21 protein-coding genes are annotated in these 24,373 nt (G+C 46.4%); 10 read left to right on the top strand and 11 right to left on the bottom strand.

What is annotated here, in order from left to right; translation table 11 throughout:
* The first annotated feature begins 133 nt into the window (after positions 1–133).
* Together ABZR88_RS12605 and ABZR88_RS12600 are read left to right on the top strand one after the other, a co-directional pair.
* Positions 134–895, top strand: a complete 762-nt coding sequence (locus ABZR88_RS12605; protein ID WP_107826994.1) for a 5-oxoprolinase subunit PxpA — start codon at positions 134–136, stop codon at positions 893–895.
* 96 nt (positions 896–991) lie between these two features.
* A complete protein-coding gene (locus ABZR88_RS12600; protein WP_107826995.1) occupies positions 992–2,425 on the top strand; it encodes a DUF3943 domain-containing protein in 1,434 nt (477 codons plus the stop codon).
* Between the two features lie 81 nt (positions 2,426–2,506).
* Here ABZR88_RS12600 and ABZR88_RS12595 read toward each other — a convergent pair whose 3' ends face one another.
* Entirely contained in the window at positions 2,507–3,112 is a 606-nt protein-coding gene (locus ABZR88_RS12595; RefSeq protein WP_107826996.1) for a DUF4142 domain-containing protein, read from the bottom strand.
* A 309-nt stretch (positions 3,113–3,421) separates the two neighbouring features.
* Between ABZR88_RS12595 and ABZR88_RS12590 the strand changes: the two genes are divergently transcribed.
* The 4 genes from ABZR88_RS12590 to ABZR88_RS12575 all read left to right on the top strand — a co-directional run bounded on the left by ABZR88_RS12590 (position 3,422) and on the right by ABZR88_RS12575 (position 6,809).
* Positions 3,422–4,321 carry a LysR family transcriptional regulator gene (locus ABZR88_RS12590; RefSeq protein WP_107826997.1) on the top strand — a complete coding sequence of 300 codons (900 nt, stop codon included), beginning with the start codon at positions 3,422–3,424 and terminating at the stop codon, positions 4,319–4,321.
* A gap of 87 nt (positions 4,322–4,408) precedes the next feature.
* Positions 4,409–5,386 (top strand): YeiH family protein, encoded by a 978-nt coding sequence (locus ABZR88_RS12585; RefSeq protein ID WP_107826998.1) that lies wholly within the window; start codon positions 4,409–4,411, stop codon positions 5,384–5,386.
* A 147-nt stretch (positions 5,387–5,533) separates the two neighbouring features.
* Positions 5,534–5,845: a hypothetical protein gene (locus ABZR88_RS12580; RefSeq protein WP_107826999.1), complete on the top strand. Its 312-nt coding sequence runs from the start codon at positions 5,534–5,536 to the stop codon at positions 5,843–5,845.
* 163 nt (positions 5,846–6,008) lie between these two features.
* Positions 6,009–6,809 (top strand): glycosyltransferase, encoded by an 801-nt coding sequence (locus ABZR88_RS12575; RefSeq protein ID WP_107827000.1) that lies wholly within the window; start codon positions 6,009–6,011, stop codon positions 6,807–6,809.
* 118 nt (positions 6,810–6,927) lie between these two features.
* Here ABZR88_RS12575 and ABZR88_RS12570 read toward each other — a convergent pair whose 3' ends face one another.
* The 8 genes from ABZR88_RS12570 to ABZR88_RS12535 form a co-directional block, all read right to left on the bottom strand.
* Positions 6,928–8,955 carry a lipopolysaccharide assembly protein LapB gene (locus ABZR88_RS12570; RefSeq protein WP_107827001.1) on the bottom strand — a complete coding sequence of 676 codons (2,028 nt, stop codon included), beginning with the start codon at positions 8,953–8,955 and terminating at the stop codon, positions 6,928–6,930.
* Positions 8,942–9,298: a DUF2304 domain-containing protein gene (locus ABZR88_RS12565; RefSeq protein ID WP_107827002.1), complete on the bottom strand. Its 357-nt coding sequence runs from the start codon at positions 9,296–9,298 to the stop codon at positions 8,942–8,944. The genes ABZR88_RS12570 and ABZR88_RS12565 overlap by 14 nt, the downstream gene beginning before the upstream one ends.
* A 2-nt stretch (positions 9,299–9,300) precedes the next feature.
* Positions 9,301–10,032: a glycosyltransferase family 2 protein gene (locus ABZR88_RS12560; protein ID WP_107827003.1), complete on the bottom strand. Its 732-nt coding sequence runs from the start codon at positions 10,030–10,032 to the stop codon at positions 9,301–9,303.
* 50 nt (positions 10,033–10,082) lie between these two features.
* A complete protein-coding gene (locus tag ABZR88_RS12555) occupies positions 10,083–10,454 on the bottom strand; it encodes a response regulator transcription factor (RefSeq protein ID WP_107827004.1) in 372 nt (123 codons plus the stop codon).
* 382 nt (positions 10,455–10,836) lie between these two features.
* Positions 10,837–12,249: an efflux transporter outer membrane subunit gene (locus ABZR88_RS12550; protein ID WP_107827005.1), complete on the bottom strand. Its 1,413-nt coding sequence runs from the start codon at positions 12,247–12,249 to the stop codon at positions 10,837–10,839.
* Positions 12,250–12,253: 4 nt separating this feature from the next.
* A complete protein-coding gene (locus tag ABZR88_RS12545) occupies positions 12,254–15,442 on the bottom strand; it encodes an efflux RND transporter permease subunit (RefSeq protein ID WP_107827006.1) in 3,189 nt (1,062 codons plus the stop codon).
* Positions 15,443–15,522: 80 nt separating this feature from the next.
* On the bottom strand, positions 15,523–16,701 hold the full coding sequence (locus tag ABZR88_RS12540; protein WP_107827007.1) for an efflux RND transporter periplasmic adaptor subunit: 1,179 nt from the start codon (positions 16,699–16,701) through the stop codon (positions 15,523–15,525).
* A 98-nt stretch (positions 16,702–16,799) separates the two neighbouring features.
* A complete protein-coding gene (locus tag ABZR88_RS12535; protein WP_107827008.1) occupies positions 16,800–17,399 on the bottom strand; it encodes a TetR/AcrR family transcriptional regulator in 600 nt (199 codons plus the stop codon).
* A 399-nt stretch (positions 17,400–17,798) separates the two neighbouring features.
* Here ABZR88_RS12535 and ABZR88_RS12530 point away from each other — a divergent pair, with 399 nt between their 5' ends.
* Complete coding sequence (locus ABZR88_RS12530) at positions 17,799–18,080, top strand: (2Fe-2S) ferredoxin domain-containing protein (RefSeq protein ID WP_107827009.1); 282 nt, start codon at positions 17,799–17,801, stop codon at positions 18,078–18,080.
* Positions 18,081–18,320: 240 nt separating this feature from the next.
* Here ABZR88_RS12530 and ABZR88_RS12525 read toward each other — a convergent pair whose 3' ends face one another.
* Positions 18,321–18,848: a ferritin gene (locus tag ABZR88_RS12525; RefSeq protein WP_107827010.1), complete on the bottom strand. Its 528-nt coding sequence runs from the start codon at positions 18,846–18,848 to the stop codon at positions 18,321–18,323.
* A gap of 113 nt (positions 18,849–18,961) precedes the next feature.
* Positions 18,962–19,321 carry a hypothetical protein gene (locus ABZR88_RS12520; protein WP_107827129.1) on the bottom strand — a complete coding sequence of 120 codons (360 nt, stop codon included), beginning with the start codon at positions 19,319–19,321 and terminating at the stop codon, positions 18,962–18,964.
* A gap of 179 nt (positions 19,322–19,500) precedes the next feature.
* On the opposite strand from ABZR88_RS12520, the gene pgmB reads away from it, so the two are divergent.
* The 3 genes from pgmB to ABZR88_RS12505 all read left to right on the top strand — a co-directional run bounded on the left by pgmB (position 19,501) and on the right by ABZR88_RS12505 (position 24,327).
* A complete protein-coding gene (gene pgmB, locus ABZR88_RS12515) occupies positions 19,501–20,145 on the top strand; it encodes a beta-phosphoglucomutase (RefSeq protein WP_107827011.1) in 645 nt (214 codons plus the stop codon).
* Between the two features lie 114 nt (positions 20,146–20,259).
* Positions 20,260–22,596: a glycoside hydrolase family 65 protein gene (locus ABZR88_RS12510; RefSeq protein WP_107827012.1), complete on the top strand. Its 2,337-nt coding sequence runs from the start codon at positions 20,260–20,262 to the stop codon at positions 22,594–22,596.
* 9 nt (positions 22,597–22,605) lie between these two features.
* A complete protein-coding gene (locus ABZR88_RS12505; RefSeq protein ID WP_107827013.1) occupies positions 22,606–24,327 on the top strand; it encodes an alpha-amylase family glycosyl hydrolase in 1,722 nt (573 codons plus the stop codon).
* Positions 24,328–24,373: the final 46 nt, after the last annotated feature.

Raw genomic sequence — 24,373 nt, 5'->3', positions numbered from 1 at the left:
TAAACACGGCGGATACTGAGTTTTTCTTATTAGTATATCTCTGTGTTCTCCCTGAATCACTTTGTGGTTAAAATCCTGTTAATCCTAAAAATCCAACAAATCCAGGTTCAGACTATTTTAATAAATTAGCTCAATGCAAACCATCGATCTTAATTGCGATATGGGCGAGGCCTTTGGCAATTACCCCATGCCGAACGACGAAACCCTGATGAACTACATTACCTCGGCCAATATTGCTTGCGGCTATCACGCTGGCGATCCGGCGGTGATGCAGCAAACTGTGGCTATGGCTATCAAAAAGAATGTAGCTATCGGCGCGCATCCGGGTTTGCCTGATCTGCAGGGATTTGGTAGGCGGGAGATGAAGATATCTGCAAACGAGGCTTACCAGATCACTTTGTATCAGATTGGTGCGCTACATGCCTTTGTAAAAGCTGCCGGTGGTAAACTAAACCACGTAAAGGCCCACGGCGCCTTGTATAATATGGCTGCTAAAGATGCGGCATTGGCTAAAGCCATTGTACAGGCCGTACACGATTTTGATCCTTCGCTCATCCTTTACGCCCTGGCTGGCAGTCAGATGGTGGAGGCAGCACATAAGATCAGCATCAAAACCGCATCAGAAGTTTTTGCAGACCGCACTTATCAGGATGATGGCTCGCTCACTCCGCGCACGCAGAGCAACGCCATGATTACTAACGAGGCCGACTCTATTAAACAAGTATTGCTGATGGTGAAACAGCAGCAGGTGATATCAACCAGTGGCAAAACTATTAGCCTTAATGCAGATACCCTTTGCCTGCATGGCGATGGCGAGCACGCGGTTGATTTTGCGCGTACCATTAATGAACGGCTAAAAAAAGAGGGCATCGGCATCAAGACACCATCAGCATAAATAGACCGGTCATCATTACCCCAATTAGGGGTTTAAACAGCTAAGCGGCAAACACAATAGCCTTTTCTTGAGTTATGCTATTATTAACGCTATGTTATGAACCCCTTTCAACCCAAACAATTAATTGTTTTTTTGCTGCCTGCTGTGCTGATTTTGGTGAAACCGTGCACAGGTTTAGCTCAAACACCGCTGGATGGCCACGTTATAATGGCCGATACGGTCAGCCGGGGCTCCACCGACCCAAAAACGCGGGATCGAACCAAACACTTCGGGCGTGCTGCCTTTGAATGGGGACTGGCCGAAACCGTGCCCTGGGCGCTGGATCGCTATGTGCGTAAGGCTGATTACGCTTATATTTCAGGTAAAACCATTGCTCATAATTTAAAACCAAGCAGTTGGGAATGGGACAATGACGAGTTTCAGACTAATCAATTCGGTCACCCGTATCATGGCAGCCTGTTTTTTAGCGCCATGCGTACCAATGGATATAGCTTTTGGCAGTCGGCCCCTGCGGCATTTTTAGGAAGTTATGTTTGGGAAAGCTACGCTGAAAATCAAAACCCCGCACCTAATGATCTGATTAATACCACATTTGGCGGTATTGTGCTGGGGGAAATGACTTACCGCCTGTCTAACAAAATTGTAAATAACAGGCAAACAGGCTTCAAACGGCAGATTAGCGAGGTGGCCGGTTTCCTGATTAACCCCATGAACGGTCTTACCCGTATTATGGATGGCCGCTGGGGTAGGGTAAGTATCCGTAACCCGGTAGATCATGACTCATCAAAGGTGGTGGCCTGGTTTGATGGTGGTATCCGCCGGTTTGATGGCAATAATAGCAATGTGATTACGCACGGTAAGTTTGGCTGGTACGGCAGGGTGCGCCTGATTTATGGTACCCCGTATGATAATTACCGCACTCCATTTAGCAACCTGTATATCAACGCCGAGTTTGGCAGCGACGATAGTTCTAAGCTGAACAACGTAAGCGTATACGGCTCGCTGGCCGGATGGAAACTGCGGATGAATGACCGTGTGCGCGAGCTTGCAGTGCTTTCTGCCAATTATGATTACTTTCATAACGATGCCTTTTCTTACGGCGGGCAAAGTGTGCGTATCAATATCTTTTCGGAAATAAAGCTGCCTAAAAGCTTGCTGCTTAACTTAAATGTGGGCGGTGGTGGTATTTTACTTGCTGCGGTGCCAGATAGCTACCATTACCGCGGCCGTAGTTATGACTATGGCAGCGGTGCCGGATTGAATTTTGGCGGCGGCTTGAACTGGAAAGAGAAAGTTTATTGTGGCATCAACTATGCCGGCGCGTGGATTGTAACCATTAACGGCAATCAATCGCACTATTTTCTGCATACCGTTACCAGTGAGGTGCGCTACAGTTTCAGCAATATCCTTTCGGTAGCCGCAGAGCCTGGTTTCTTCTCGCTGAAAGGTTATTATAATAATTATCCGGATGTAGATAAACGGTATCCATTTCTACGGATCTCGGCACGATATACTATCAGTAATCAGTAATAAAAAAGAGCGGCCCGATCTGGCCACTCTTTTTTATTATATCGCCGACGTTAAATCTCATATCTTGTATCTCCAGAAAGATTACTTCATCTGATCATGAATTTTTTGGATAAGATTGAGGTGCATTTTAATGGTAGGCAGTGTTTTATCTACAAAGCCTTTCAAATCAGGATCTTTAAGGTTTTTGCTGGCATCTTCAAATGCATCTACAGCTTTTTTATGATCGTCAAGCATGGCATTTACATAAGCCTTGTCAAAATCGGCGCCCGATTTTCCGTTCAAATCACTCACTTTTTTCTGCGAGTCATTGTCAATGCCGGCAGGCAGGGTGATGTTTTTGGATTTGGCTAGGGACATTAGCTGGTTACCTGCCATGGTATGATCTTTCACCATCATGGCGGCAAATGTTTTTATTTGCGCGTTGGTGGCTTTGGTTTCGGCCAGTTTGCTTAGTTCAACTTCGGTCATGCCGCCGTTGGCAGCCATAGTGGCAAATTTGGCATCGTCGGCGCTAACGGTCATGGCTGGGCTGGCAGCTTTTGTGGTTGAAGTATCCACAGTGGCAGAGTCTTTGGCCATGTTGGCGCTGTCGGCAACTGCCTTGCTGTCCTTTTGCGAATTGCCGCCGCAACCCTGCAGCATCCATGCGGTAGCCGCAGTTAATAATAGCACATTTAGCTTTTTCATTTGATTTTTTAAGTTTATAAATAAGTGATATTTATTATTGGTTAAACAAAATTACCATAACGAAGTTTTTAGTGATTTTAGGAATAATCTGAGCCGATTGTTGCTCAACATTAAGCATCTACCAAAAACAATCATCATAAAAAAGGAGCTTTTATGTAGATAGCCATCGCTGCCACAGGCTTTATGAACTCATGTGCTGGCATCATTCCAGTCGCAACGGCAAAGGCGCCGTACAACATATCCTGTATATCCTAAAAATTCGTTCAATCCTGGTTCATAATCTTGTTAATCCTTTCTTACCTTTACCTAATGCTCGATTTTCGCCTGAAAGTATTTTACACCGTAGCCAAACGCCTCAACTTTACCCGGGCGGCGGCAGAGTTGTTTATTACACAGCCGGCGGTCACCAAGCACATCCGTGAGCTGGAAGCGCAATATGGCGCCTCGTTATTTGAGCGGAGCGGCAATAAAAAAATCACCCTTACGCCGGCAGGAGAGGCTATGTTACCTTATGCCGAGCAATTGCTTAAAACCTATCGAGAGCTGGAATACAGCATGAGTTTGCTTACCCAGCAGCATAAGGGACAGCTGCGTATTGGTGCCAGTACCACGGTGGCTCAATACATCATCCCGCCGGTATTAGCACAGTTTCATCAGAAATTTAAAGACATACAGGTACAACTGGTAACCGGTAATACCGAGGACATTGAGCAAGCCCTCATCAATAAAGAGATTGAGCTGGGTTTGATTGAGGGCATTTCGCGTAATCCACAAATCAGGTATGAGGAGTATTTGCAGGATGAGTTGGTGCTCACCTGCGCCGCCAGCAACCGGACGGTTAAGAAAGATACCATCAAACCTGAGGAGTTGCAAAACTACCCGTTGCTGATCCGTGAGCATGGCTCAGGTACGCTTGAAACCATCACCCATGCCCTCAAACCACATGGACTAACCTTGCAAAACCTGCAGATAGAAATGCAATTGGGCAGTACCGAAGCTATAAAGGCTTATCTGTTGCATAGTAATTGCCTGGCTTTCATATCTATCCACGCTATCCTAAAAGAATTGAAGAATAACGAGTGCCGGGTGATAGATGTTAAAGGCCTTACCATTGCCCGCCCTTTCAGCTTCATCCAGCTGCACGGACAGCCTACCGCACTTACCGAATTTTTTGTGCGCTTTGCACATGCCTATCAAACAAATCAATAATTAAAAGTTATTAATAATTGATTTTTATGATAAAAATCTGCTGATTTATTTATTGAATTTTGAGCTCATCAAACAAACAGAATAAAGATGAATGCTCAATCAACTACCGCTCCACAGCATAATGATGTATTGCTAAATCTTAGTCCGGCGGTGCGTAAAGCCCTGTTTTTGGTTTGCGCGTTGCTTTGCCTGACGCCGTGGATTGGCCCGCCAGAGGCTTTATTGCTCGGTTTGGCCGTGGCGCTTATTTCAGGACATCCGTGGCAGCAAGTTAACCACCGTGCAACCCAGTGGTTACTGCAGCTGTCTGTTGTTGGTTTAGGCTTTGGCATGAACGCACAAAGCGCCTGGAAAGCCGGCAGTGAGGGATTGGTTTTTGCCGCGTTCTCTATCACCGGTACATTAACGCTGGGTTATTTTGTGGCCAAATGGTTGGGCATAGAAAAAAAAGCAGCTCACCTGATTGCCTGCGGAACGGCCATTTGTGGCGGTAGCGCCATAGCCGCGGTATCACCGGTTATTAAGGCCGAAGAAAAACAGACTTCTGTTGCCTTGGGTTGTGTTTTTATACTGAACTCTGCCGCGTTGTTCATCTTCCCGGCAATTGGGCATGCCTTGCACCTCAATCAAACCCAATTTGGCCTTTGGTGCGCCATTGCCATACATGACACCAGCTCTGTGGTAGGTGCTGCCGGTAAATTTGGTACACAGGCACTGCAAATTGCCACAACCGTTAAACTGGCCCGTGCGCTGTGGATTGTGCCGGTGGCGTTGTTATCAGCCTTTAGCTTTAAAGTGAAGACAAAGAAGGTGCATATTCCATGGTTTATCCTGCTGTTTATAGGGGCCATGTTGGTTAACAGCTACATCCCGCAGTTTGCACCTATTGATGTATGTATTAATCTTGCTGCTAAAGCAGGACTCACCTTAACGCTCTTTTTAATAGGGGCAGGTCTGTCAAAACAAGTGCTGACATCTGTAGGCCTGAAGCCTTTTATGTTGAGCGTGATTTTGTGGTTAGCCATCTCAACGGTTACACTTTATGCAGTGATACATTTGTTATGAATATTTATTAATGATTTATTTAATTTCTTATTTATTACAAAATATATTGTGTTTTTTTAAAAAATATAGCGTAAAAATTAAATTGTATTGGGTTGACAAAAAACATTCTGACAGTTTCCGGGTTTATATAAGTACATTGGACACATTATGAAACTATTTAATGAAAATGATACTGTTGTATATACCGATGCCGAAGGCAGAAAGGTAGACACATTTGTGGTTTTTAACACAGACCGCCTTACTGGTCTTACACATATTAATCATCAGAACCTGAAAGTGCCGTCGGACAAACTGCAGTTGCATCCGCTAACCATCGAAAAGCATCACCTGCCTATGAGCGATGCCTTTAGCTTTGAGTTGTATAAAAAGCTAAAAGATAAGTACGCCGAAAAACAGGCTATAGAACGTATGCTGAAACCAAAACCAGCACTAAAGAAAGTTTTGGCACAAGCATCATAGATACGGTGACAGGTAGATATAGGAAGAAAGGCCGGGCAATTGTCCGGCCTTTTTTTGAACCAGGATTTACTGATTTTTAAGATTAACAGGATTCTTAACCTAATATGCTCTTCTAATCCCGAGAATCTTATAAATTCGTTTAATCCTGGTTCAATTTTGCCGCATGTCGTCACCCATCCACACCTTCGTTATTGCTGCTTATGGCGAGTCGGCTTTCCTGGACGAGTGTGTACGGAGTTTGCTGGCGCAGCGGGTGAGGAGCGATGTATTGATTGCCACATCAACTCCTAATGAGCATATCAAGAACATTGCGCAGAAATACGGATTAAAGCTGATTGTTAACCCCGGTAGTCAGCAGAGCATTGCGGCGGATTGGAATTTTGCCATTGCTTCGGCAAATACATCTTGGGTTACTATTGCGCATCAGGATGATGTTTATGCGGTAGATTATGTAGAGCAATTGATCTCGGCGATAGAAGCTTGCCCATCACAACCCTTGCTTTTCTTTACCAATTACAATGATATAGTAAATGGCGGCATTCGCCGTTTTTCGGCCAATGCGGTGGTTAAACGATTGTTGTTATATCCTTTTTGGTTTGGAAAATGTATCAGCAGCGCTAAGACTAAGCAACGTTTACTGCATTGGGGAAACCCCATTTGTTGTCCATCGGTTGCGTTTAATAAAGAGCTGTTGGGCAATTTCAAGTTCTCAGCAGATTACAGTTGCGCGTTAGACTGGCTGGCTTGGTATCAACTAGCCCAACAGCCGGGCGTATTTTTGTATGCTGATAAAAAGCTGGTTAGCCATCGCATTCATCCTGAAAATGAAACATCGGCCCAAATAAAGAGCGGTGTGCGGAGGCATGAAGAGCAGCAGATCTTTGAGTTGATGTGGGGCAAGCGTTTCGCGCGGATGATAGGAAAGGTCTACGCCATGGGGCATAGGGAGAACCTAAATGTCTAAAAGAAACGTCATTGCGAGGCACGAAGCAATCTCTGCGAAGGATAGTACGATATGCATAGTTGCCATGCAAGTACAGAGATTGCTTCGTGCCTCGCAATGACGTGATCATTATTATCGACTACTTCACAACTTTCAAATGCTCCTTTGCCCAGGCCAGATTGTTAATAGCCAGCTGATTTTTAGGATCGATTTTGAGCGAGTGATTAAGCGCCTCAATAGCCTTATCCCAACGTTGCAAACTGTTATAAGCCGCGCCAATATTGTTATAGGCAGGTGCATAATCAGGCCAGCGTAGTAACATCTGCTCGCAAACTGCAATGCAATCTTCATATCGGCCACCGTTATAATAACTCAGGCTCAGGTCAATCACTTTGTCGGTATTAACGGTGTTATAATCTTGTAATTGAGATAGATAAATATACTTACGCGTGGTCTCCATAACGCCAGTCGTCTCCTTGTCGCCGGGCAATAGTTGAAGTAGCTGCCTGCCTATTTGCAGCGCATGGCCCCAGCGGGCAGTGTGATTATCGGTATCCATCAAAACTCTTAAAGCCATGATAGATGAAGGATTAAGTTGCAATGCGCTCATAGCCATTTCCCGGGCATCGCCAACGCGATTATTTTGAGCAAGGTACCGCGCATAATAGCAATAAGACTCGTAGCTATCGGGCGCGTAGGCAATGCCTTTTCTAAAGTTTTCATCGGCTGCAACGTAATTGCCGGTTGCACCGTTGAGTACGCCGAGGTTGATATATAGTGTGCTGTAATAGGGCAGATAGGTACGTGCTTGTTCAAAGTATCGTGCAGCAATGGCATATCTGCCTGTACTCATTTGTGTTAGTCCGTAGTTCATCAACCCGCGACCGTTATGGGGGCTTTTCAACGTTACGTCATACCAAAGGCTTTCTTCGGTGTGCCAAACCTTGTTGCGTTGATAGACACCGAAAGCGTTTAGACTGAAGACCATCAATACCAGAGCAGGCATTATGAAACGCCAAACCGGCTGATTTTCAAATTGAATAATCAGCAATCGCGCTGCGCTAACCACAGCCAAAGCCAGGCCAATAAACGGAAAATACATCCTATGATCATTCATTACCTCGGCAAACGGCGCCAGCGAGGTGGGGAGCAATGCCGCACAAAACCAGCTAAGACCAAAGGCTATCGGCCGTGTTTTTTGTTGTGCAGATGTTTTGATAATAGTGATGATGAGCAGCAGTACAAACGCCAGTCCGCAAAGGATGCGGACATCAAGCGGGTTGGCAATCACACTCCAATCGGTATCTGCACTTAGATGTGCAGGGACGAAGAACGTGATAAAATAATGCAGCCACACATAGCTTTGGGTAAGCATATACGGTAACAACGGATTGGTCACCCCGTTGATGGAGGGTGCGCGGGTGAGCGTATAAATCTGCACTGCAATAATAACAACAGCAGCTGGCAGCAGATTGATGAATACTTTTAATATCGTTTTAAAGTTTTTTGGTCTGAATAGATCTGCAACGGATAGTTCCTTTTCAAATAGCAGTAAGTAAAAGAACAACAAGATTAGCAACACCAAAACCGTCTCTTTACTAAATACGCCCGCTATTGCCGGTAAAACAAAAATACCATACCTGCGCCACTGCGGCCGGGCGATAAATATGCCGAGTGACAGCACGATAAAAAACGTTGATAGTACATCGGAGCGAGAGATCACATAATTCAGCGTCTCCGCATTGGCGGTGTGCAGGGCGTACCATCCGGCGGCTATCAGGGCGGGCCATTCGGCTTTGGTGATGCCGGCCTTCTGCAACAATCTTCTGAAAATAAAAAATAACACGACGCACAGGGCGATGTGCCATAGAAAAGTAGAGAGCTGAAAATAAAACGGATTAAGCCCTCCACCCAGCCAGTAATCAATGGCCAGGGTGGTAGTCACCATAGGCCGCATTCCCCAGTGACCGGGATCGGCACTGAACATTCGGGCATCAGTAAAAAAGTGCGGGATATTTTTAAGCTGACGGATGTACACGTTGTTTACCACGGTGTGCATATCGTCAAAGTGAAATGCGTTGTTAAAATGATTGCTGTAGGCGGCAATCAGCAAGGCTAAAATGCCCAGGGTAGCTAGTAAAAGTTTGTTACAGTTACTCAGCCCCATGCTTGTCGTGGTTTGGTATTTGTTGTTTCAGCAGGGCAATGTCTTGCGCCAGTTGTTTGTTCTGTTGCTGTAGTTTGGATGCCACCACACTGAGGTGCAGCAGGTAAACCATAATGGCAAAAATGCAGCCGGTAAATATCAAATTGGCGGGCACTTCTACGCCGAAAAGGGCCGTTACCTTTTTTAATCCATCTTGCCAGAACGAGAAGACAACCAGCAGCACCGTGCATATCAGCCACACAATGGCATATTCCTCGCGTAGCCGGCCTTTTACAATCAGCCAGGCTATATAAGCCAGAAACAGGAGGGAGGTAATAAGGGTGATGATCTGTATGCGTGCCATGTTTAGTTTAATTTACGTATTGCTGTAAACAGCATTGCCAGCGTAACTTTTGCACAATAGTATAAAGATGTGAAATTTCTGATAGATGAGCGACCGCCTTGCCGCGCCTGCATGTTAACGGCTACTTCCCCAATTTCTAAACCCGAACGGGAGAAAAGGATAATAGATTCAGGTTCAGGATATTCATCAGGGTAACTGATTGCTCCAAGTTCTATAGCCTTTTCATCAAAAAGACGAAACCCGGAAGTGATATCGTAAATCCGTTGACTGGTCAACAGTTTAGCCAGCCAACTCAGATAACCAATGCCAGCGCGTCTGCCCGGTGTGGAGCGGAAACTATCAATGCCGCTAAAGCGCGAGCCGATTACTAAAGATGCGTTGGTTTGCTCATAATATCTTAATAACTGTTCAATCTCTGTTGGCGGATGCTGCCCATCGCCATCTAATTGAATAGCCAGGCTAAAATGGTTTTGTTGTGCATAGAGCAATCCGGTTTGCACCGCCGCGCCGATACCGAGATTGATGGGAAGGTTAAGTATGATGACGCCGGCCGCGGTGGCAATTTGAGCCGTAGCATCAACAGATCCATCATTTATAACCGCAAATTGAAAGGAATAACCGGTAGGCGGTGTTAGCTGCTTCAATTGTTGCAGCAGGGAAGGCAGGGCGGCTTCTTCATTATAACAAGGTATAATGATGAGTACACGTTGCAGCACCTCCGGTTGATGGTTCATCGGCGCAAATTAAACAATTGGCAACGATGTGAAAGCGCGGAATGAAATGATCACGCAGATTTGAGGCGGGCGTAATTGTTTACCTTCTGTAAAAAATGTTCCATTTCAAATGGCTTCCTGATGTAATCATCAGCACCTATCTCGGCGGTAATCTGCTCCAGCTCCTGATTGGCTGACACCAGTACCACGGGGATATTCTTCAAATCATCCTGTGCTTTAATGTAAGCACACATAGACTGTCCGTTTTCGCCCTTGAGGCCAAGATCCAGCATCACCATCGCCACTTCCTGCGCATGCAGCTTGAGTCGCGCCAGCCCGGTGTCGCCCAGACTGATCACTTCGTAGCCCTCCATTTCCAGTAAAATGCACATCATCTCGCCAATTACCGGCTCATCTTCTATCACCATGATCTTTTTTAGCATGTTTTGGTATATGCAATTTAAAGGCCAGTTGTAGGCGGTGGGAAATAAAAAGGAAAAATTAAAAGTTAAAACATGACAAATTGCCGTGGTAGCCTTACTCGTGAGATCCTGAAACAAGCACAGGAAGACTTGATGCGTATGTTTAGAAATAAAAAAGAGGCGCAATTTTGCGCCTCTTACATCAAATCACACTTAATCATCTACACAAGTTCTTATTTAAGTAACCTGGATTTTCAGGTCATTTATTCCATTTTGTCATTGCGAGCAGGGCTGTGAGTCTGGCTTGCGCGCGAAGCAATCTCGTCGCGTGTAATAGTCCTGCGACGAGATTGCTTCGTCGTTCCTCCTCGCAATGACAAAGTGTTTTTCACAACTCACTAATTTATCTCCAGCCACCACCCAATGAGCGGTACAGCTCCACCACAGCACCGGCTTGCTGGCGCTGGATAGAGGCCAGGTTCAGCTCGGCTTGCAAAGCGTTGGTTTGGGCGGTAATAACCTCCAGGTAGTTGGCCATATCGCTTTTAAACAGCAGCTGAGCATTTTTTACGGCTTTGTGCAGGGTATCAACCTGTGCGCTGGCAATTACGCGTTGCTGTTGCAGCTTTTCGTTTTGTACCAGTGCGTTTGATACTTCGCCCACGGCGTTCAGTACCGATTGACGGAACTGTAAACCAGCCTGATCACGCTGTAATTTGGCAGTCTCAAACTGTGTTTTCAGCGAGCGGTGATTCAGCAACGGCTGCAGTATAGAACCTGTTGCAATGCCGAACAACGATGCCGGGATATTAAACCAGGTGCTTGATTTCAAACTTTCCAAACCACCCTGTGCAGTAATACTCAGCGATGGATACATCTGGCCCTGAGCAGCACCCACTTGCGCGTTAGCCGCTTTCAAAGCCATTTCTTGCGACCGTACATCCGGACGACGACTCAACAAGCCTGCAGGCACACCAGTAGGCAGCGCGGTTGGCAGTTGCGAGTTATCAATGCCGGTATGGCGGGTTACGCTGGCCGGTAGCTGACCAGTCAGAATCTGCAGTGCATTCTCCTGAATGGTAATGCTTTGCTCCAGTTGCGGAATCAATAACGCGGTTGTATGGCGCTGTGCATCAGCCTGTTGAACGGCCAGTAAGTTTACTTCGCCAGCATTTTTAAGCAGTTGGGTTAGTTGTAGTGTGGTGTCGCTCAGGCGCAGGTTCTGCTTGGCAATGTTGAGCTGTTTATCCAGCATCAGCAGGTTGTAATAACCTTGTGCGATGTCAGATACCAGTCGGGTTTGCACCGCTTTGGTAGCCTCATAAGTTTGCAGATACTGGGCTAAAACGGCCTCTTTTTGGCGACGGATCTTGCCCCAGGTATCCAACTCCCAGGTTAAAGCCAGGTTGGCGTTGTAGTCTTCAATATGATTACTGCCCAGAAAGCCTGATGCACTTTTTCCGTTCAAACTATTGTCAGACGGGCGGTTATACTGACCGCTTACCTGTAAGTTAAGGTTAGGCAACAACAACAGTTTGGCCTGTTTTACCTGCTCGCCGGCAATGTCAATGCGTTTCAGTGCAATCTGCAGATCGTAGTTGTATTTAATGCCCCGGTCTATCAGATTTTGCAGGGTGGTATCGGCAAAAAACTGTTTGTACTCCAGGGTGGCAATGCTGCTGGTATCGGCAGTGGCAACAGCGTTGAATTGCTGCGGCAGATCTACCGCAGGGCGCTGGTAATTTTTGCCAACCTTGCAGGCGCTGATGGTCAGCGCCAACAAAGCGGCATATATATAGATTGAGTTAGTTTTCATGGTTTTAGGCGTTTAACAATTCTACTTGAGCGTCCTCTTTTACTTGGTCGTCATCATCATGCTCTTTTTTGCGACTGATTTTTTCATGCAGATACTGGAAGATCACAAATAGTACCGGTATCACAAACACACCGAATACAACCCCGGTCAACATACCGCCAACCGCGCCGGTACCGATAGAACGGTTACCCATTGCAGATGCACCGGTAGCACGCATCAGCGGAATCAAACCGGCGATGAACGCAAATGAGGTCATCAGGATTGGGCGCAGACGCAAACGTGATGCTTCCAATGCGGCTTCTACCAGTTGCATACCTGCACGGCGACGCTGCACGGCATATTCTATAATCAGGATGGCGTTCTTGGCTAGCAAGCCCATCAGCATAATTAAACATACCTGCACATAGATGTTGTTATCAATACCCATCAGGTTGATGAAACTTACCACACCGAAAATCCCCAGCGGGATGGTCAGGATAACCGCAAACGGCAGGATATAGCTTTCATATTGTGCTGATAACAGGAAGTAAACGAAGATCAAGCTCATGGCAAATATGATCAGGATCTGTGAGCCTGAGTTGATCTCCTCGCGGGTCATACCGGTCCATTCGGTAGCATAACCACGTGGCAGAGCTGTTTTGGCGGTCTCCTCAATCGCACGGATAGCGTCACCGGTACTGTAGCCAGGTTTTGGCACACCGTTAATAGTTACCGCGTTAAACAGGTTGTTGCGGGTCACGGTTTCTGGTCCGTACACACGGCGCAGTTTAACCAGGCCGCTGGCAGGTACCATTTGTCCCTGGTTGTTCTTCACAAAGATGCTGTTCAACGATTCAGGGTTGGTACGATACTGTGCATCAGCCTGAGCCATAACACGGTAGTATTTACCAAAGCGGTTAAAATCGCTCACAAAGCTTGAGCCGTAGTAGATCTGCATGGTTTTCAGCAGGTCGGCCACCGGAACACCCAGTTGACGGGCTTTCTCGTTGTCAATATCAATTTCATACTGCGGATTACCTGCCGCAAAAGTGGTAAAGGCGTAGGCAATCTCCTTACGCTGCATCAGTGCACCCAGGAAGGCCTTGGTGGTAGAATCCAGCTTGCCCATAGTACCGTTAGTACGGTCTTGCAGCATAAACTCAAAACCACTCACGTTACCAAAGCCCTGTACGGTAGGGAAGGTAAAGAAGAAGGCGTTAGCACCTTTTACCTGCTGAGCCACTTTTTGGGTCATCATAGCGGTAATGGTGTTCAGATCCTGCACGGCGCCGCGCTCTTTCTGCGGTTTCATACGGATGAAACCTGCGCCATAAGGCGATGCGTTGGCATTTGAGATAAAGTTCAGACCTTCAACTATATAGTGATTTTTGGTGATCGGGTCATTCTTAACAATATCATTGATCTGCTGCATGGCTTTATGCGTACGGTCCAGCGAGCTACCCGGAGGGGTGTTCACAGCATACAACAGGAAGCCCTGGTCTTCAGTAGGAATAAAGCCTGACGGCGTATTCTTCAGCATGAAGAAGGTGATAGCCGTAATCAGCGTCAAACCACCAACAGCTACCCATTTACGTTTGATGAGGAACTGTACAGATTTAATGTATTTAGTGGTCATCGCCGTAAAGCCAGCATTGAACGCGGTAAAGAAGCGTTTGCCAAAACCTTGCTTAGCATGCTCATCACCGTGACCTTCAGCATGGGTATTCTTCAGGAACAACGCACTCAGTGCCGGACTCAAAGTTAAGGCGTTGACCGCCGAGATCAAGATGGCGATGGCCAGCGTAAACGCAAACTGACGGTAAAATACCCCCGCCGGGCCCTGCATAAAGCCCACCGGTACGAATACCGCAGCCATTACCAGCGTAATAGAGATGATAGCGCCAGAAATTTCGCTCATGGACTGGATAGTTGCCTTGCGGGCTGATAGCTTGGTGCTCTCCATCTTCTCGTGCACGGCCTCAACCACCACAATGGCGTCATCCACCACAATACCAATGGCCAGTACCAGCGCAAACAGCGTTAAGAGGTTGATACTGAAACCAAACAGCTTCATGAAGAAGAACGTACCGATGATAGCCACCGGCACGGCAATAGCCGGGATCAACGTAGAGCGGAAATCTTGCAGGAAGATGAACACCACGATAAACACCAGGATAAATGCCTCAATCAGTGTATGTTTTACCTGATCGATAGACGCGTCCAGGAACTCTTTTGAGTTATACATTACCACCGGCTCAATACCTTTTGGCAAGGTTTTCTTAAACTCGTCCAGTTGGTGCTCGGCCTCGGTTAGGATATCGTTAGCGTTAGAGCCTGCAGTCTGGAAGATAGCCACACCAGATGTTGCTTGTCCGTTCAGCTGGCTGTTTGATGAGTAGGTGTAAGAGCCAAACTCTACACGGGCCACATCCTTCAAGCGTACCATCGAGCCATCGTTATTAGCTTTAATGATGATGTTTTCGTAATCTTTCGGTTTGTTCAGCTTGCCTTTGTATTTCAATACGTACTCAAAGGCCTCTTTGCTGCTCTCGCCTAAACGACCGGGAGCGGCTTCTAAACTCTGATCTTTAATGGCACCGGTTACATCGTCTGGCGATAAACCAAGGGCAGTCAGACGATCAGGTTTCAACCAGATACGCATCGAGTAATCGTGCGTACCGAAAGGTTGCGCCTGGCCCACACCGGGGATACGCTGTAACTGCGGAATCAGGTTAATTTTGATGTAGTTCTGCAGGAAAGTTTCGTTGTAGCTGGTGTCTTTACTAGTTAGCGCCACGAACATGATGATACTGTTCTGCACTTTTTGGGTAGATACACCTGCCTGAATTACCTCTTGTGGAATTTGGCTTTGCGCTTTTGATACACGGTTCTGCACGTTTACGGCAGCAATATCCGGGTCGGTACCCTGTTTAAAGTAAACAGTCAGGGTCATAGAACCGTCGTTGCTGGAGTTAGAGGTCATGTAGGTCATGTTCTCTACACCGTTCACGGCTTCTTCAATCGGGGTGGCTACAGAGCGGGCCACCACCTCGGCGTTTGCACCGGGATAAGACGCGGTTACCTGCACGGTAGGCGGCGCAATATCCGGAAACTGCGTGATAGGCAGTGTGGTGAGCGATACGATGCCCAGCAGCACCAGCAGTATCGATATCACCGTTGAAAGGACGGGCCTTTCTATAAATCGTTTAAGCATGATTGTGGTATTAAGTACCCCAGGAAACGTTTTCCCGGGATACAGTTAATGGGTTGTAGATGATGTAGGGTCGTTCTGTTTTACAGGGATGCGGTGCGCATTACGCTGTCGGCATTCATCAGTTTTGGTTTGATGATCACGCCATCGCGCAAGCGGTCAATCCCTTGATAAACAATTTTTTCGCCGGCTTTTAATCCGCCAGATACCAGGTAAAAATGTCCGCTGGTGCCAACTACGGTAAGCGGTTTGCCAACTACTTTATTGCTGTCGGTAAGTGCATAGGCAAACACTTTATCTTGTAGTTCAAATGTAGCTTCCTGTGGTACCAGTAATGAATTGCTTACCTGGTTAGCTAAACGGATCTTACCTGTATTACCAGAGCGCAGCAGGCCGTCTTTATTCTCAAAAGTGGCGCGGAAGCTGATGGTACCGTCGCTTTTGCTGAACTGTCCTTCGGCCAGTTCTACTTTACCTTTTACAGGGTAAACGGTGTTATCGGCCAATACCAGGTCAACAGCAGGCAGGTGTTTAATTTTCTCCTGCACCGAGTTGCCTGCAAAACGCGCTTTAAAGTTGATGAAGTCGGTTTCGCTCATGCTAAAGTAAGCATGCATCTCGTGGTTTTCTGAAAGGACAGTCAGCGGCGCAGCTTGTGCCTTAACAATCAGGCTACCGGTTTTAAACGGAATGCTACCGATGTAACCATCAGCCGGTGCGGTGATGTTGGTATAGCCCAGGTTAATTTTTGCAGCTTCTACTAATGATTGTGCCTGTGCAACATTTGCGGCAGCAGCATCATAGGCTGCTTTAGCGGTTTTCAACTGAACGTCTGATACTACGTTGGCCTGAACCAGTGGTGTTAACTTGGTAACGTTGATCTGCGCACTTTCTAAAGCAGCCTTGGCAGATAGCAGCTGTGCTTTGGCAGTATTATATTCCTGCGTATAAGTGCGGGCATCAATTTTGAATAAAGTTTGGCCTTTGTGTACAAATGCACCTTCGTCAACATAGATCGACTCGAGGTAGCCATCCACTTGCGGACGGATCTCGATATCGCGGCTGCCTTGCAGTGATGCGGTAAAATCGGTATATGTTGTAACCGGGCGACCAGACACGCTGATAACCGGCAGTTCTTGCGGCGGCGGAGCCGTAGCAGTAGCCTGCGATGAGTTGCAGGCGTGGAGCGTTAAGCCGATCACTACTGCACCCAGTAGGATCAATTGGTTTAATGCTCTTCGTGATAATCTGATGGTTTCCATAATTATGATGATGTTAATGATTTGCTAATACAGTGTTAATATTATTTTGATGTGTTATGTTTCCTAACGGTGTTAGGAGTTCGGGCAAAAAAATATAGCTAGCCCAGATTGCGTATATATCCGGTGATGGCATCCTCCCAGACCAGCTTATCTAATTCAGGGTCAACAGGTGAGTTGCCGTTGAGCTTGATAGAGATGAGCCCGTGCATAAATGACCACAGCGTATGAAACTTGAGGCAAGGTTGCACATCGGTTAGCCCGTTTTGCTGCATTAGCGTTTCAATAGGCTCAATCATAATGTCATAAACCCTGCTAAACTCTGCCGAACATTCTTCGCCCTCGCAGCGGGCAACCCCGGTACCAAATATCAGCTGGTAAAGCTCGGTGTAGGCACTGGCAAAATCCCAGTAGGCGTTGGCCATGGCCCTGATTTGTGCAGCCGGATCGGTGTGCTCGGCTTTGGCTGTTTCCAGTCGGGTATTTAGTTTGTTGAATCCTATCCTGCCAAACTCCAGCAAAATGGCTTCTTTATTTTCGAAATGGTCATAGATAACGGGGACGCTATACTCAATAGCATCGGCAATTTTGCGGATGGATAAGGATTGCCATCCGTCTTTTTTTACCATTTCCCAGGCTGCTTTGATGATTTCGTTTCTCACCTCTTCCTTCTGACGCTGCCTGCGTTCAACTATTCCCATTGTTATTTTCCCTAACGGTGTTAGCAAAGGTAATAGTGTTTTGATCTAAGTTGCAAGTGTTTTACTGAAAAGGTTTAAAAAAGTGATTGCAATTTAAATTAGCATGACAAATGAGAGTCCGGATGACAAAAGGATGAAACGCATTCTTAGGATTTACAGAATTAATTCTAACCAATTCAAAGGAGCAACGAGCAATCTCTGCGTAAGATGGTTTTTCAAACTTGTCATGCTGAGGGACGAAGCATCTCTAAGGACAAGCAAATAGGACAATCCTCAGAGATGCTTCGTCCCTCAGCATGACAAGTTTGTGATCACACGGTGAAAACGCTTTGCTCCCAATCTTTAATCTTTATTATCCCATCACAATTCCTTAACTTTAAAGATTAAACCGAATAACAGATGAGCAAGTTTAACGCGCCGCAGAAAGTTATTTTTATGTGCACCGGCAGCAAGTGCAGCAAGCGGGGAGGAAAAGATGCCTATAAAACGGCTTGTTCTTTTCTTAAACACTCACCTTTGCGCGGCGAGGTAGAGATTATACGCACCGAGTGTACAGACAGGTGTGATTATGCGCCGGTTTGCTCTGTACAGCCAGGTAACAAGTGGCTAAAAGAATATCGGGCTAAGGATGTGCTGCAAATTTTGGCGGAGATGGTAGAAGAGGGGATGAAGGTGAAGTAGTGGAAAGGTTAAAGCTGAAGATTAAAGTAGAAAACGGAATTATTTGATAACATCCTAAAATCCCCATGTCATTCCGAACGAACTTGGGGGGGCTGAACGAGAGCGTGAGGAGGAATCTTAGCCCCCATGCTTGGCAATCGTCTAAGATTTCTCCCGTTGGTCGAAATGACAGGATGGATAAAAAGAGAAAAGGAGAAACACACCGTGTTTCTCCTTTTCTCTTTTGTAATGTTATAATAATTAAGCTTCACCGTATTTAATATCGCCAACGTGCTTATCAATCTGCCAGCGACCGGTGCCTTCTTCGCCAATAACATCGAACAGTTCCAGTGCGCGGCGGGCTTTGTATTCTTCTTCGCGTTGCTCTTTCAGGAACCACAGCAAGAACTCCATGGTTACAAAATCCTGCGTTTTCATGCAGCGGCCATAGATGTTGTTGATAGACTGTGTAACGGCAATCTCCTGATCTAAAGCATCTTCAAACACCTCGCGGAAGGAGTTGTACTCCTGTTTAACGCCGGTAATATCAGGCGAAACGGCGTTGCCGCCCATATCCAGAATGTATTTAAAGAATTTCAATTGGTGCTGGCGCTCTTCTTCTGCCTGCTTAAAAAAGTAATCGGCTGAGTTATCATAACCGTTACGGTTTAACCATGACGCCATTGACAGATATATGGCCGATGAGTGGGCCTCCATTTTAACCTGTTGGTTCAAAAGGGCCTCAATTTCGGTGGAGATGAGCGATTTAACGCGAATAAGGTCTTTCATAATCTCTATGTTTTGTAAATGCAAAAAGCGGCCTGCGCGGTATCGGATTTAACAAACATAATGCGATAATGTTACAACCGCTTAAGAATTTCGTAATATGAAATGAGTCTAAATCACACTGCTACGCGGTACAGCGCATTGTGAATGATCTGGTTAAGTTCCAGCATCACAAAAGCACCTTCCAAAAGTTCGCGCAGGGCAATAATCTGGGTGAGGTTGAGCACGTAACAATGATCGCACGCACAGATAAAGATAATCTCCAGATCGGGGGTCTTGGTGTTGTCGAGCAGCATTTGCTCAATATCAATGCGGTAAACTGCGGTACGCAGCTTCATAAAGCAACGATAATCAAAACGGGCGCTTTTACCGGCAAAATCTACAATCCAGCAACGCTCAGCATCATTCTGGTAAATAGCACCATGCTTGGTGGTAAAAACTTCAGTTGTTGGGGTATCTTGTATGGTTACGCACATTTCGGATACAAAGATATTTTTATTTATAATTAATCCAAATAAGGTTATTGAAAAAATGAAAAATTTTACATTTAACTCACGCTGCGTTACAGGGGCCGGGGATAGGTTTAGCAAATTTTTAACATTAACAATATCATTACACTTGAATTTGTATTTTACGGCGGGATAGAACAGCATAAATGATTAAAGCTTGCATATTTGATCTGGATGGCGTTATTGTGGATACCGCCGTATATCACTACAAAGCCTGGAAGCGCCTGGCCGCCGAGCTGGGGTTTGACTTTACTGAGCATGATAATGAGCGCCTGAAAGGCGTAAGCCGCATGCGCTCACTGGAAATTATCCTCGAAATTGGCAACGTTATTAAATCCGAAGCCGAAAAAGAAGAGCTGGCCGACCGCAAAAACCGCTGGTATGTAGACATGATTAACCAGATGCAACCCAATGAGGTGCTGCCCGGCGCCTGCGAGTTTGTACAAGCTTGCCGTGACGCAGGTATTAAAACCGCCCTCGGCTCTGCCAGCAAAAACTCTATGACCATCCTCAACAAAATTGGCATGACCGATCTGTTTGATGCTATTATAGATGGCAACAAAGTGAGCAAAGCTAAACCGGATCCGGAAGTTTTTCTGAAGGGCGCAGCAGAACTGGGCGTGCAGCCTGCAGATTGCGTGGTGTTTGAAGACGCCATCGCCGGCATAGAAGCCGCTAAGAATGCAGATATGAAAGCTGTGGGGATAGGAGAGCAAGAGACCTTGAAAGAAGCTGATGTGGTGGTGAAGGGGCTAGGTGAGGTAAGTGTGAATGAGTTAAACAGATTTTGAATTAATAATTACGTCATTGCGAGGAACGAAGCAATCTCTGCAAATGCAAATCCATTAGGGTAAGTACAGAGATTGCTTCGTTCCTCGCAATGACGATGTGAACGTATAGGGCCTATGAAAAACTACATCAAAGCAGACGAGTGGAAAATTATCGAAGAAGGTTTCGATCCGCATCTGCACAAAATATCAGAAAGTATTTTCAGTCTGGGCAATGGTCGTATGGGCCAGCGCGCCAACTTTGAGGAGGCCTACAGCGGCGAAACTCTGCAAGGCAACTATGTGGCCGGCGTTTATTATCCCGATAAAACCCGCGTGGGCTGGTGGAAAAACGGTTATCCGCAATATTTTGCCAAAGTGCTTAACGCGGCCAACTGGGTGGGGATTGATGTGCTGTTGGATGGCGAGCAGCTTGACTTGGCTAAATGCAAGGTTGACGGCTTCTACCGCGAATTAAACATGCGCGAAGGCCATTTGAAACGTAATTTTACGGCAACTACCGCGTCGGGCAAACAAGTGCAGGTAGAAGCCATCCGCTTTTGCAGCATGGCCGATGACGAGGCTGGTGCGATTAGCTATACGCTTACGCCGCTTAATTTCAGTGGAGAAATCACGCTTACACCTTATATAGATGGCGATGTAAAAAATCAGGACGCCAATTACGATGAGAAATTCTGGGATGAGGTAAGTAAAGGTACCTGGGCCGATGGCGGCTATGTACAGATGCGTACCAAAAAGACCGGCTTTGAGGTAGCTACCGGGATGAAGGTATCGGTACAGATTAATGGACAGCCGGTTTCTATCAATGCAGATGCTGAAACTAAAGAGAAATTCATCAGTCTTACTTACAGCACACAAGTACAACAAGGGCAAAGTATTACGCTAATTAAATACGCTGCTAACCTGTCATCGCAAAACTATGCGGCAGACCAGTTGGTGCCGAATCTTCAATCAACTTTAAATCGCGTAGCAGCAAAAGGCTTCGATACCATGCTGGCCGAGCAAGCCGCCGCCTGGGCCCAAAAATGGGAGCATAACGATATTGTGATTGAGGGTGATGTAGCCGCACAGCAGGCTATCCGCTTTAATATATTTCAGCTTAACCAAACTTATACCGGCGAGGATGATCGCCTCAATATCGGTCCGAAGGGATTTACGGGCGAGAAATACGGCGGCTCCACCTATTGGGACACCGAGGCGTATTGTGTGCCGTTTTACCTGGCCACGGCAGATCAGCAGGTGACGCGCAATTTGCTACTCTATCGCTATAAACAGTTGGGAAAAGCTATCGAAAACGCCCAATTGTTAGGCTTTAAAAACGGGGCGGCACTGTACCCCATGGTGACCATGGACGGTACCGAGTGCCACAACGAGTGGGAGATTACTTTTGAAGAGATCCACCGTAACGGAGCCATCGCCTTTGCTATATTTAATTATGTGCGCTACACGGCAGACGAGGCCTATCTGGCCGATTACGGTCTGGAGGTTCTGATAGCCATTGCTCGTTTCTGGGCGCAGCGTGTTAATTGGTCAGAGGCGCGCCAGCAATATGTGATGCTGGGGGTAACCGGTCCGAACGAGTACGAGAATAACATCAACAACAACTGGTACACCAGCACTATGGCTACCTGGTGCATGCAATATGCGCTGGATGCGGCTGAAAAGGTGAGGACTGCCGAACCTGCCAAATATCAAGCGTTGATAGCAAAGATCAACTTTGAGGAAGCCAAAGAGATCGCACAGTTCAGCGATATTATAGAGAAAATGTATTTCCCTTATGATGAGCAACTAGGGGTGTTTCTACAGCAGGATGGCTACCTGGATAAAGAACAGATTCTGGTGAAAGATTTGCCCGCCAGTGAGCGCCCGATCAATCAGAAATGGAGCTGGGACAGAATCCTTCGTTCGTGTTTCATCAAACAGGCTGACGTGCTGCAGGGCATCTATTTTTTTGAAGACCGTTATGATATCGATACCATTCGCCGAAATTTCGATTTTTATGAACCGCGGACGGTGCATGAGTCTTCGCTCTCGCCATGCGTACATGCCATTTTAGCGGCCAAACTAGGGGATGAAAAACGTGCTTACGAGTTCTATCTCCGTACCTCACGCCTTGACCTGGACGATTATAATAACGATACCGAAGATGGCTGCCATATCACCTCTATGGCCGGTACCTGGATGTCTGTAGTAGAAGGTTTTGGGGGTATGCGCGTTAAGGATGGCAAGCTGTCGTTTAACCCATTCCTGCCTGAAAAATGGACGTCGTTTTCGTTCAATGTAGGTTTCAGGGGGACGTTGATAAAACTGACGGTGGCTAAAGATGGACATAGCGTAAAGCATTTATCTGGTCCGGATATGAATTTTTCAATAGGCGGCCAGGATGTGCATCTCAAAGCCGGGTCAGTAATTAAAATAGTAAAAGTAAAAATTCCGGCACCGCCGCCTTTTTAATAAGTATCTATGACAGATCGATTTCCAGATCATAAACTTGTCATCTACCAGCTTCTGCCGCGCTTGTTTGGTAACAATAATGCCACCAACAAGTATTACGGCTCTATTGAAGAAAATGGATCGGGCAAACTGAATGATATTACCGATAAAGCCCTGCAAGAGATCAGGCAAATGGGCTTTACCCACGTTTGGTATACCGGCGTTATTGAACACGCTACCATGACCGATTACACCGCTCACGGCATCCCGCATGATGATCCTGACGTTGTAAAAGGCCGTGCCGGTTCGCCTTATGCCATTAAAGATTATTACGATATCAATCCTGATCTGGCTATTGATGTACCCAATCGCATCGGGGAGTTTGAGGCTTTGATTAAACGCAGTCACGCTAATAATTTACGGGTGCTGATGGATTTTGTACCTAACCACGTAGCCCGATCATATCATTCAGATATGAAGCCGGATGGTGTGAGAGATCTGGGTGAAGATGACGATACGACAAAAGGGTTTAGCGCACAGAACGATTTTTACTATATCCCTGGTCAGCCGTTTGCGGTGCCTGGTGGCTATAACCCTGGTGGAGATGCCTATCATCATCCTTTAAAAGATGGCAAGTTTGACGAAAATCCCGCCAAAGCAACCGGTAACGATGTATTTAGCGCCACGCCGTCGGTTAATGATTGGTTTGAGACGGTGAAGTTGAATTATGGGGTTGATTACCTCGGTCATCGTCGCGGTCATTTTGATCCTATCCCGCCGCTGTGGCACAAGTTGTACGATATCCTTTACTATTGGGCAGCCAAAGGTATAGATGGTTTCCGTTGCGATATGGTGGAGATGGTGCCCATTGAGTTTTGGCAGTGGATCACAACCGAATTACGCAAAAAATTCCCGTTGCTGATCTTCATCGGCGAAGCCTATAACACCGGTTTGTATCATGATTACCTGTTCCGCGGTAATTTTGATTATCTGTATGATAAGGTGGGTTTGTATGATGCCATTTATCGCCTTACCCGCAATGAGTGGCATGCCACCATGTGGGATATTAATAAAGTATGGAATTATGATTGTCGTGGTTTTGACGAGCGAATGTTGCGCTTTATGGAAAACCATGATGAGTTACGCGTAGCTTCTCAATTTTTTGCGGGCGACGCCTGGCTGGCCGTGCCTGGAATGATCGTCACTGCCACACTATCAACCGGCCCGGTAATGATTTATCATGGCCAGGAGGTGGGCGAACCAGCCTGGGGAGCCCAGGGTTTCAGCGGCGATGATGGTCGGTCCACTATTTTTGATTACTGGACGATGCCGCAATTTCAAAAGTGGGTAAACAATGGCAATTATGATGGCGGCGCGCTGGAAGCTGGGGCACAAGCCTTACGTGAGTTCTATAAAAAGCTACTGATAGCCGTGCGCGAGAATGAAGCCTTGCGACTGGGGAAATTCTACGAGCTAGCGTTGGAAAATCAGCACAGCCCTGGCTTTAACGAAAAGATTTACACCTACGTGCGTTATACCGAAAATGCCCGCGTGCTGGTTGTAGTGAATTTTAACCGTAGCTCTGTTGAATTGAACTTGAAATTGCCCGAAGAACTGCGCCAACAGCTGCAAATTAGTGGGGAAATTGAGTTTGCCGATTTATTGAATGGGGGAAAATTTGCCACTGCCGACATCAATTTAGGGGTAAATATTACCTTAAAAGCATCTGCCGGTGTATTGCTTGTTTTTTAACTTGGCAAAAATGTTATATATTTTTTAAATTTAAGCCTCATTATCA

It is taken from the genome of Mucilaginibacter yixingensis, from assembly GCF_041080815.1.
Taxonomy (GTDB): Bacteria; Bacteroidota; Bacteroidia; order Sphingobacteriales; family Sphingobacteriaceae; genus Mucilaginibacter; species Mucilaginibacter yixingensis.
This window is presented reverse-complemented; position numbering and strand designations above follow the sequence as displayed.

What these genes read in the sequence shown, in the direction of transcription:
- ABZR88_RS12550 (WP_107827005.1), bottom strand. Translation starts at nt 12,249, where the DNA reads ATGAAAACTAACTCAATCTATATATATGCCGCTTTGTTGGCGCTGACC.
- ABZR88_RS12565 (WP_107827002.1), bottom strand. Translation starts at nt 9,298, where the DNA reads ATGGCACGCATACAGATCATCACCCTTATTACCTCCCTCCTGTTTCTG.
- ABZR88_RS12530 (WP_107827009.1), top strand. Translation starts at nt 17,799, where the DNA reads ATGAGCAAGTTTAACGCGCCGCAGAAAGTTATTTTTATGTGCACCGGC.
- ABZR88_RS12525 (WP_107827010.1), bottom strand. Translation starts at nt 18,848, where the DNA reads ATGAAAGACCTTATTCGCGTTAAATCGCTCATCTCCACCGAAATTGAG.
- ABZR88_RS12605 (WP_107826994.1), top strand. Translation starts at nt 134, where the DNA reads ATGCAAACCATCGATCTTAATTGCGATATGGGCGAGGCCTTTGGCAAT.
- ABZR88_RS12580 (WP_107826999.1), top strand. Translation starts at nt 5,534, where the DNA reads ATGAAACTATTTAATGAAAATGATACTGTTGTATATACCGATGCCGAA.
- ABZR88_RS12600 (WP_107826995.1), top strand. Translation starts at nt 992, where the DNA reads ATGAACCCCTTTCAACCCAAACAATTAATTGTTTTTTTGCTGCCTGCT.
- ABZR88_RS12520 (WP_107827129.1), bottom strand. Translation starts at nt 19,321, where the DNA reads ATGTGCGTAACCATACAAGATACCCCAACAACTGAAGTTTTTACCACC.
- ABZR88_RS12510 (WP_107827012.1), top strand. Translation starts at nt 20,260, where the DNA reads ATGAAAAACTACATCAAAGCAGACGAGTGGAAAATTATCGAAGAAGGT.
- ABZR88_RS12590 (WP_107826997.1), top strand. Translation starts at nt 3,422, where the DNA reads ATGCTCGATTTTCGCCTGAAAGTATTTTACACCGTAGCCAAACGCCTC.
- ABZR88_RS12560 (WP_107827003.1), bottom strand. Translation starts at nt 10,032, where the DNA reads ATGAACCATCAACCGGAGGTGCTGCAACGTGTACTCATCATTATACCT.
- ABZR88_RS12570 (WP_107827001.1), bottom strand. Translation starts at nt 8,955, where the DNA reads ATGGGGCTGAGTAACTGTAACAAACTTTTACTAGCTACCCTGGGCATT.
- ABZR88_RS12505 (WP_107827013.1), top strand. Translation starts at nt 22,606, where the DNA reads ATGACAGATCGATTTCCAGATCATAAACTTGTCATCTACCAGCTTCTG.
- ABZR88_RS12575 (WP_107827000.1), top strand. Translation starts at nt 6,009, where the DNA reads ATGTCGTCACCCATCCACACCTTCGTTATTGCTGCTTATGGCGAGTCG.
- ABZR88_RS12585 (WP_107826998.1), top strand. Translation starts at nt 4,409, where the DNA reads ATGAATGCTCAATCAACTACCGCTCCACAGCATAATGATGTATTGCTA.
- pgmB (WP_107827011.1), top strand. Translation starts at nt 19,501, where the DNA reads ATGATTAAAGCTTGCATATTTGATCTGGATGGCGTTATTGTGGATACC.
- ABZR88_RS12595 (WP_107826996.1), bottom strand. Translation starts at nt 3,112, where the DNA reads ATGAAAAAGCTAAATGTGCTATTATTAACTGCGGCTACCGCATGGATG.
- ABZR88_RS12540 (WP_107827007.1), bottom strand. Translation starts at nt 16,701, where the DNA reads ATGGAAACCATCAGATTATCACGAAGAGCATTAAACCAATTGATCCTA.
- ABZR88_RS12545 (WP_107827006.1), bottom strand. Translation starts at nt 15,442, where the DNA reads ATGCTTAAACGATTTATAGAAAGGCCCGTCCTTTCAACGGTGATATCG.
- ABZR88_RS12535 (WP_107827008.1), bottom strand. Translation starts at nt 17,399, where the DNA reads ATGGGAATAGTTGAACGCAGGCAGCGTCAGAAGGAAGAGGTGAGAAAC.
- ABZR88_RS12555 (WP_107827004.1), bottom strand. Translation starts at nt 10,454, where the DNA reads ATGCTAAAAAAGATCATGGTGATAGAAGATGAGCCGGTAATTGGCGAG.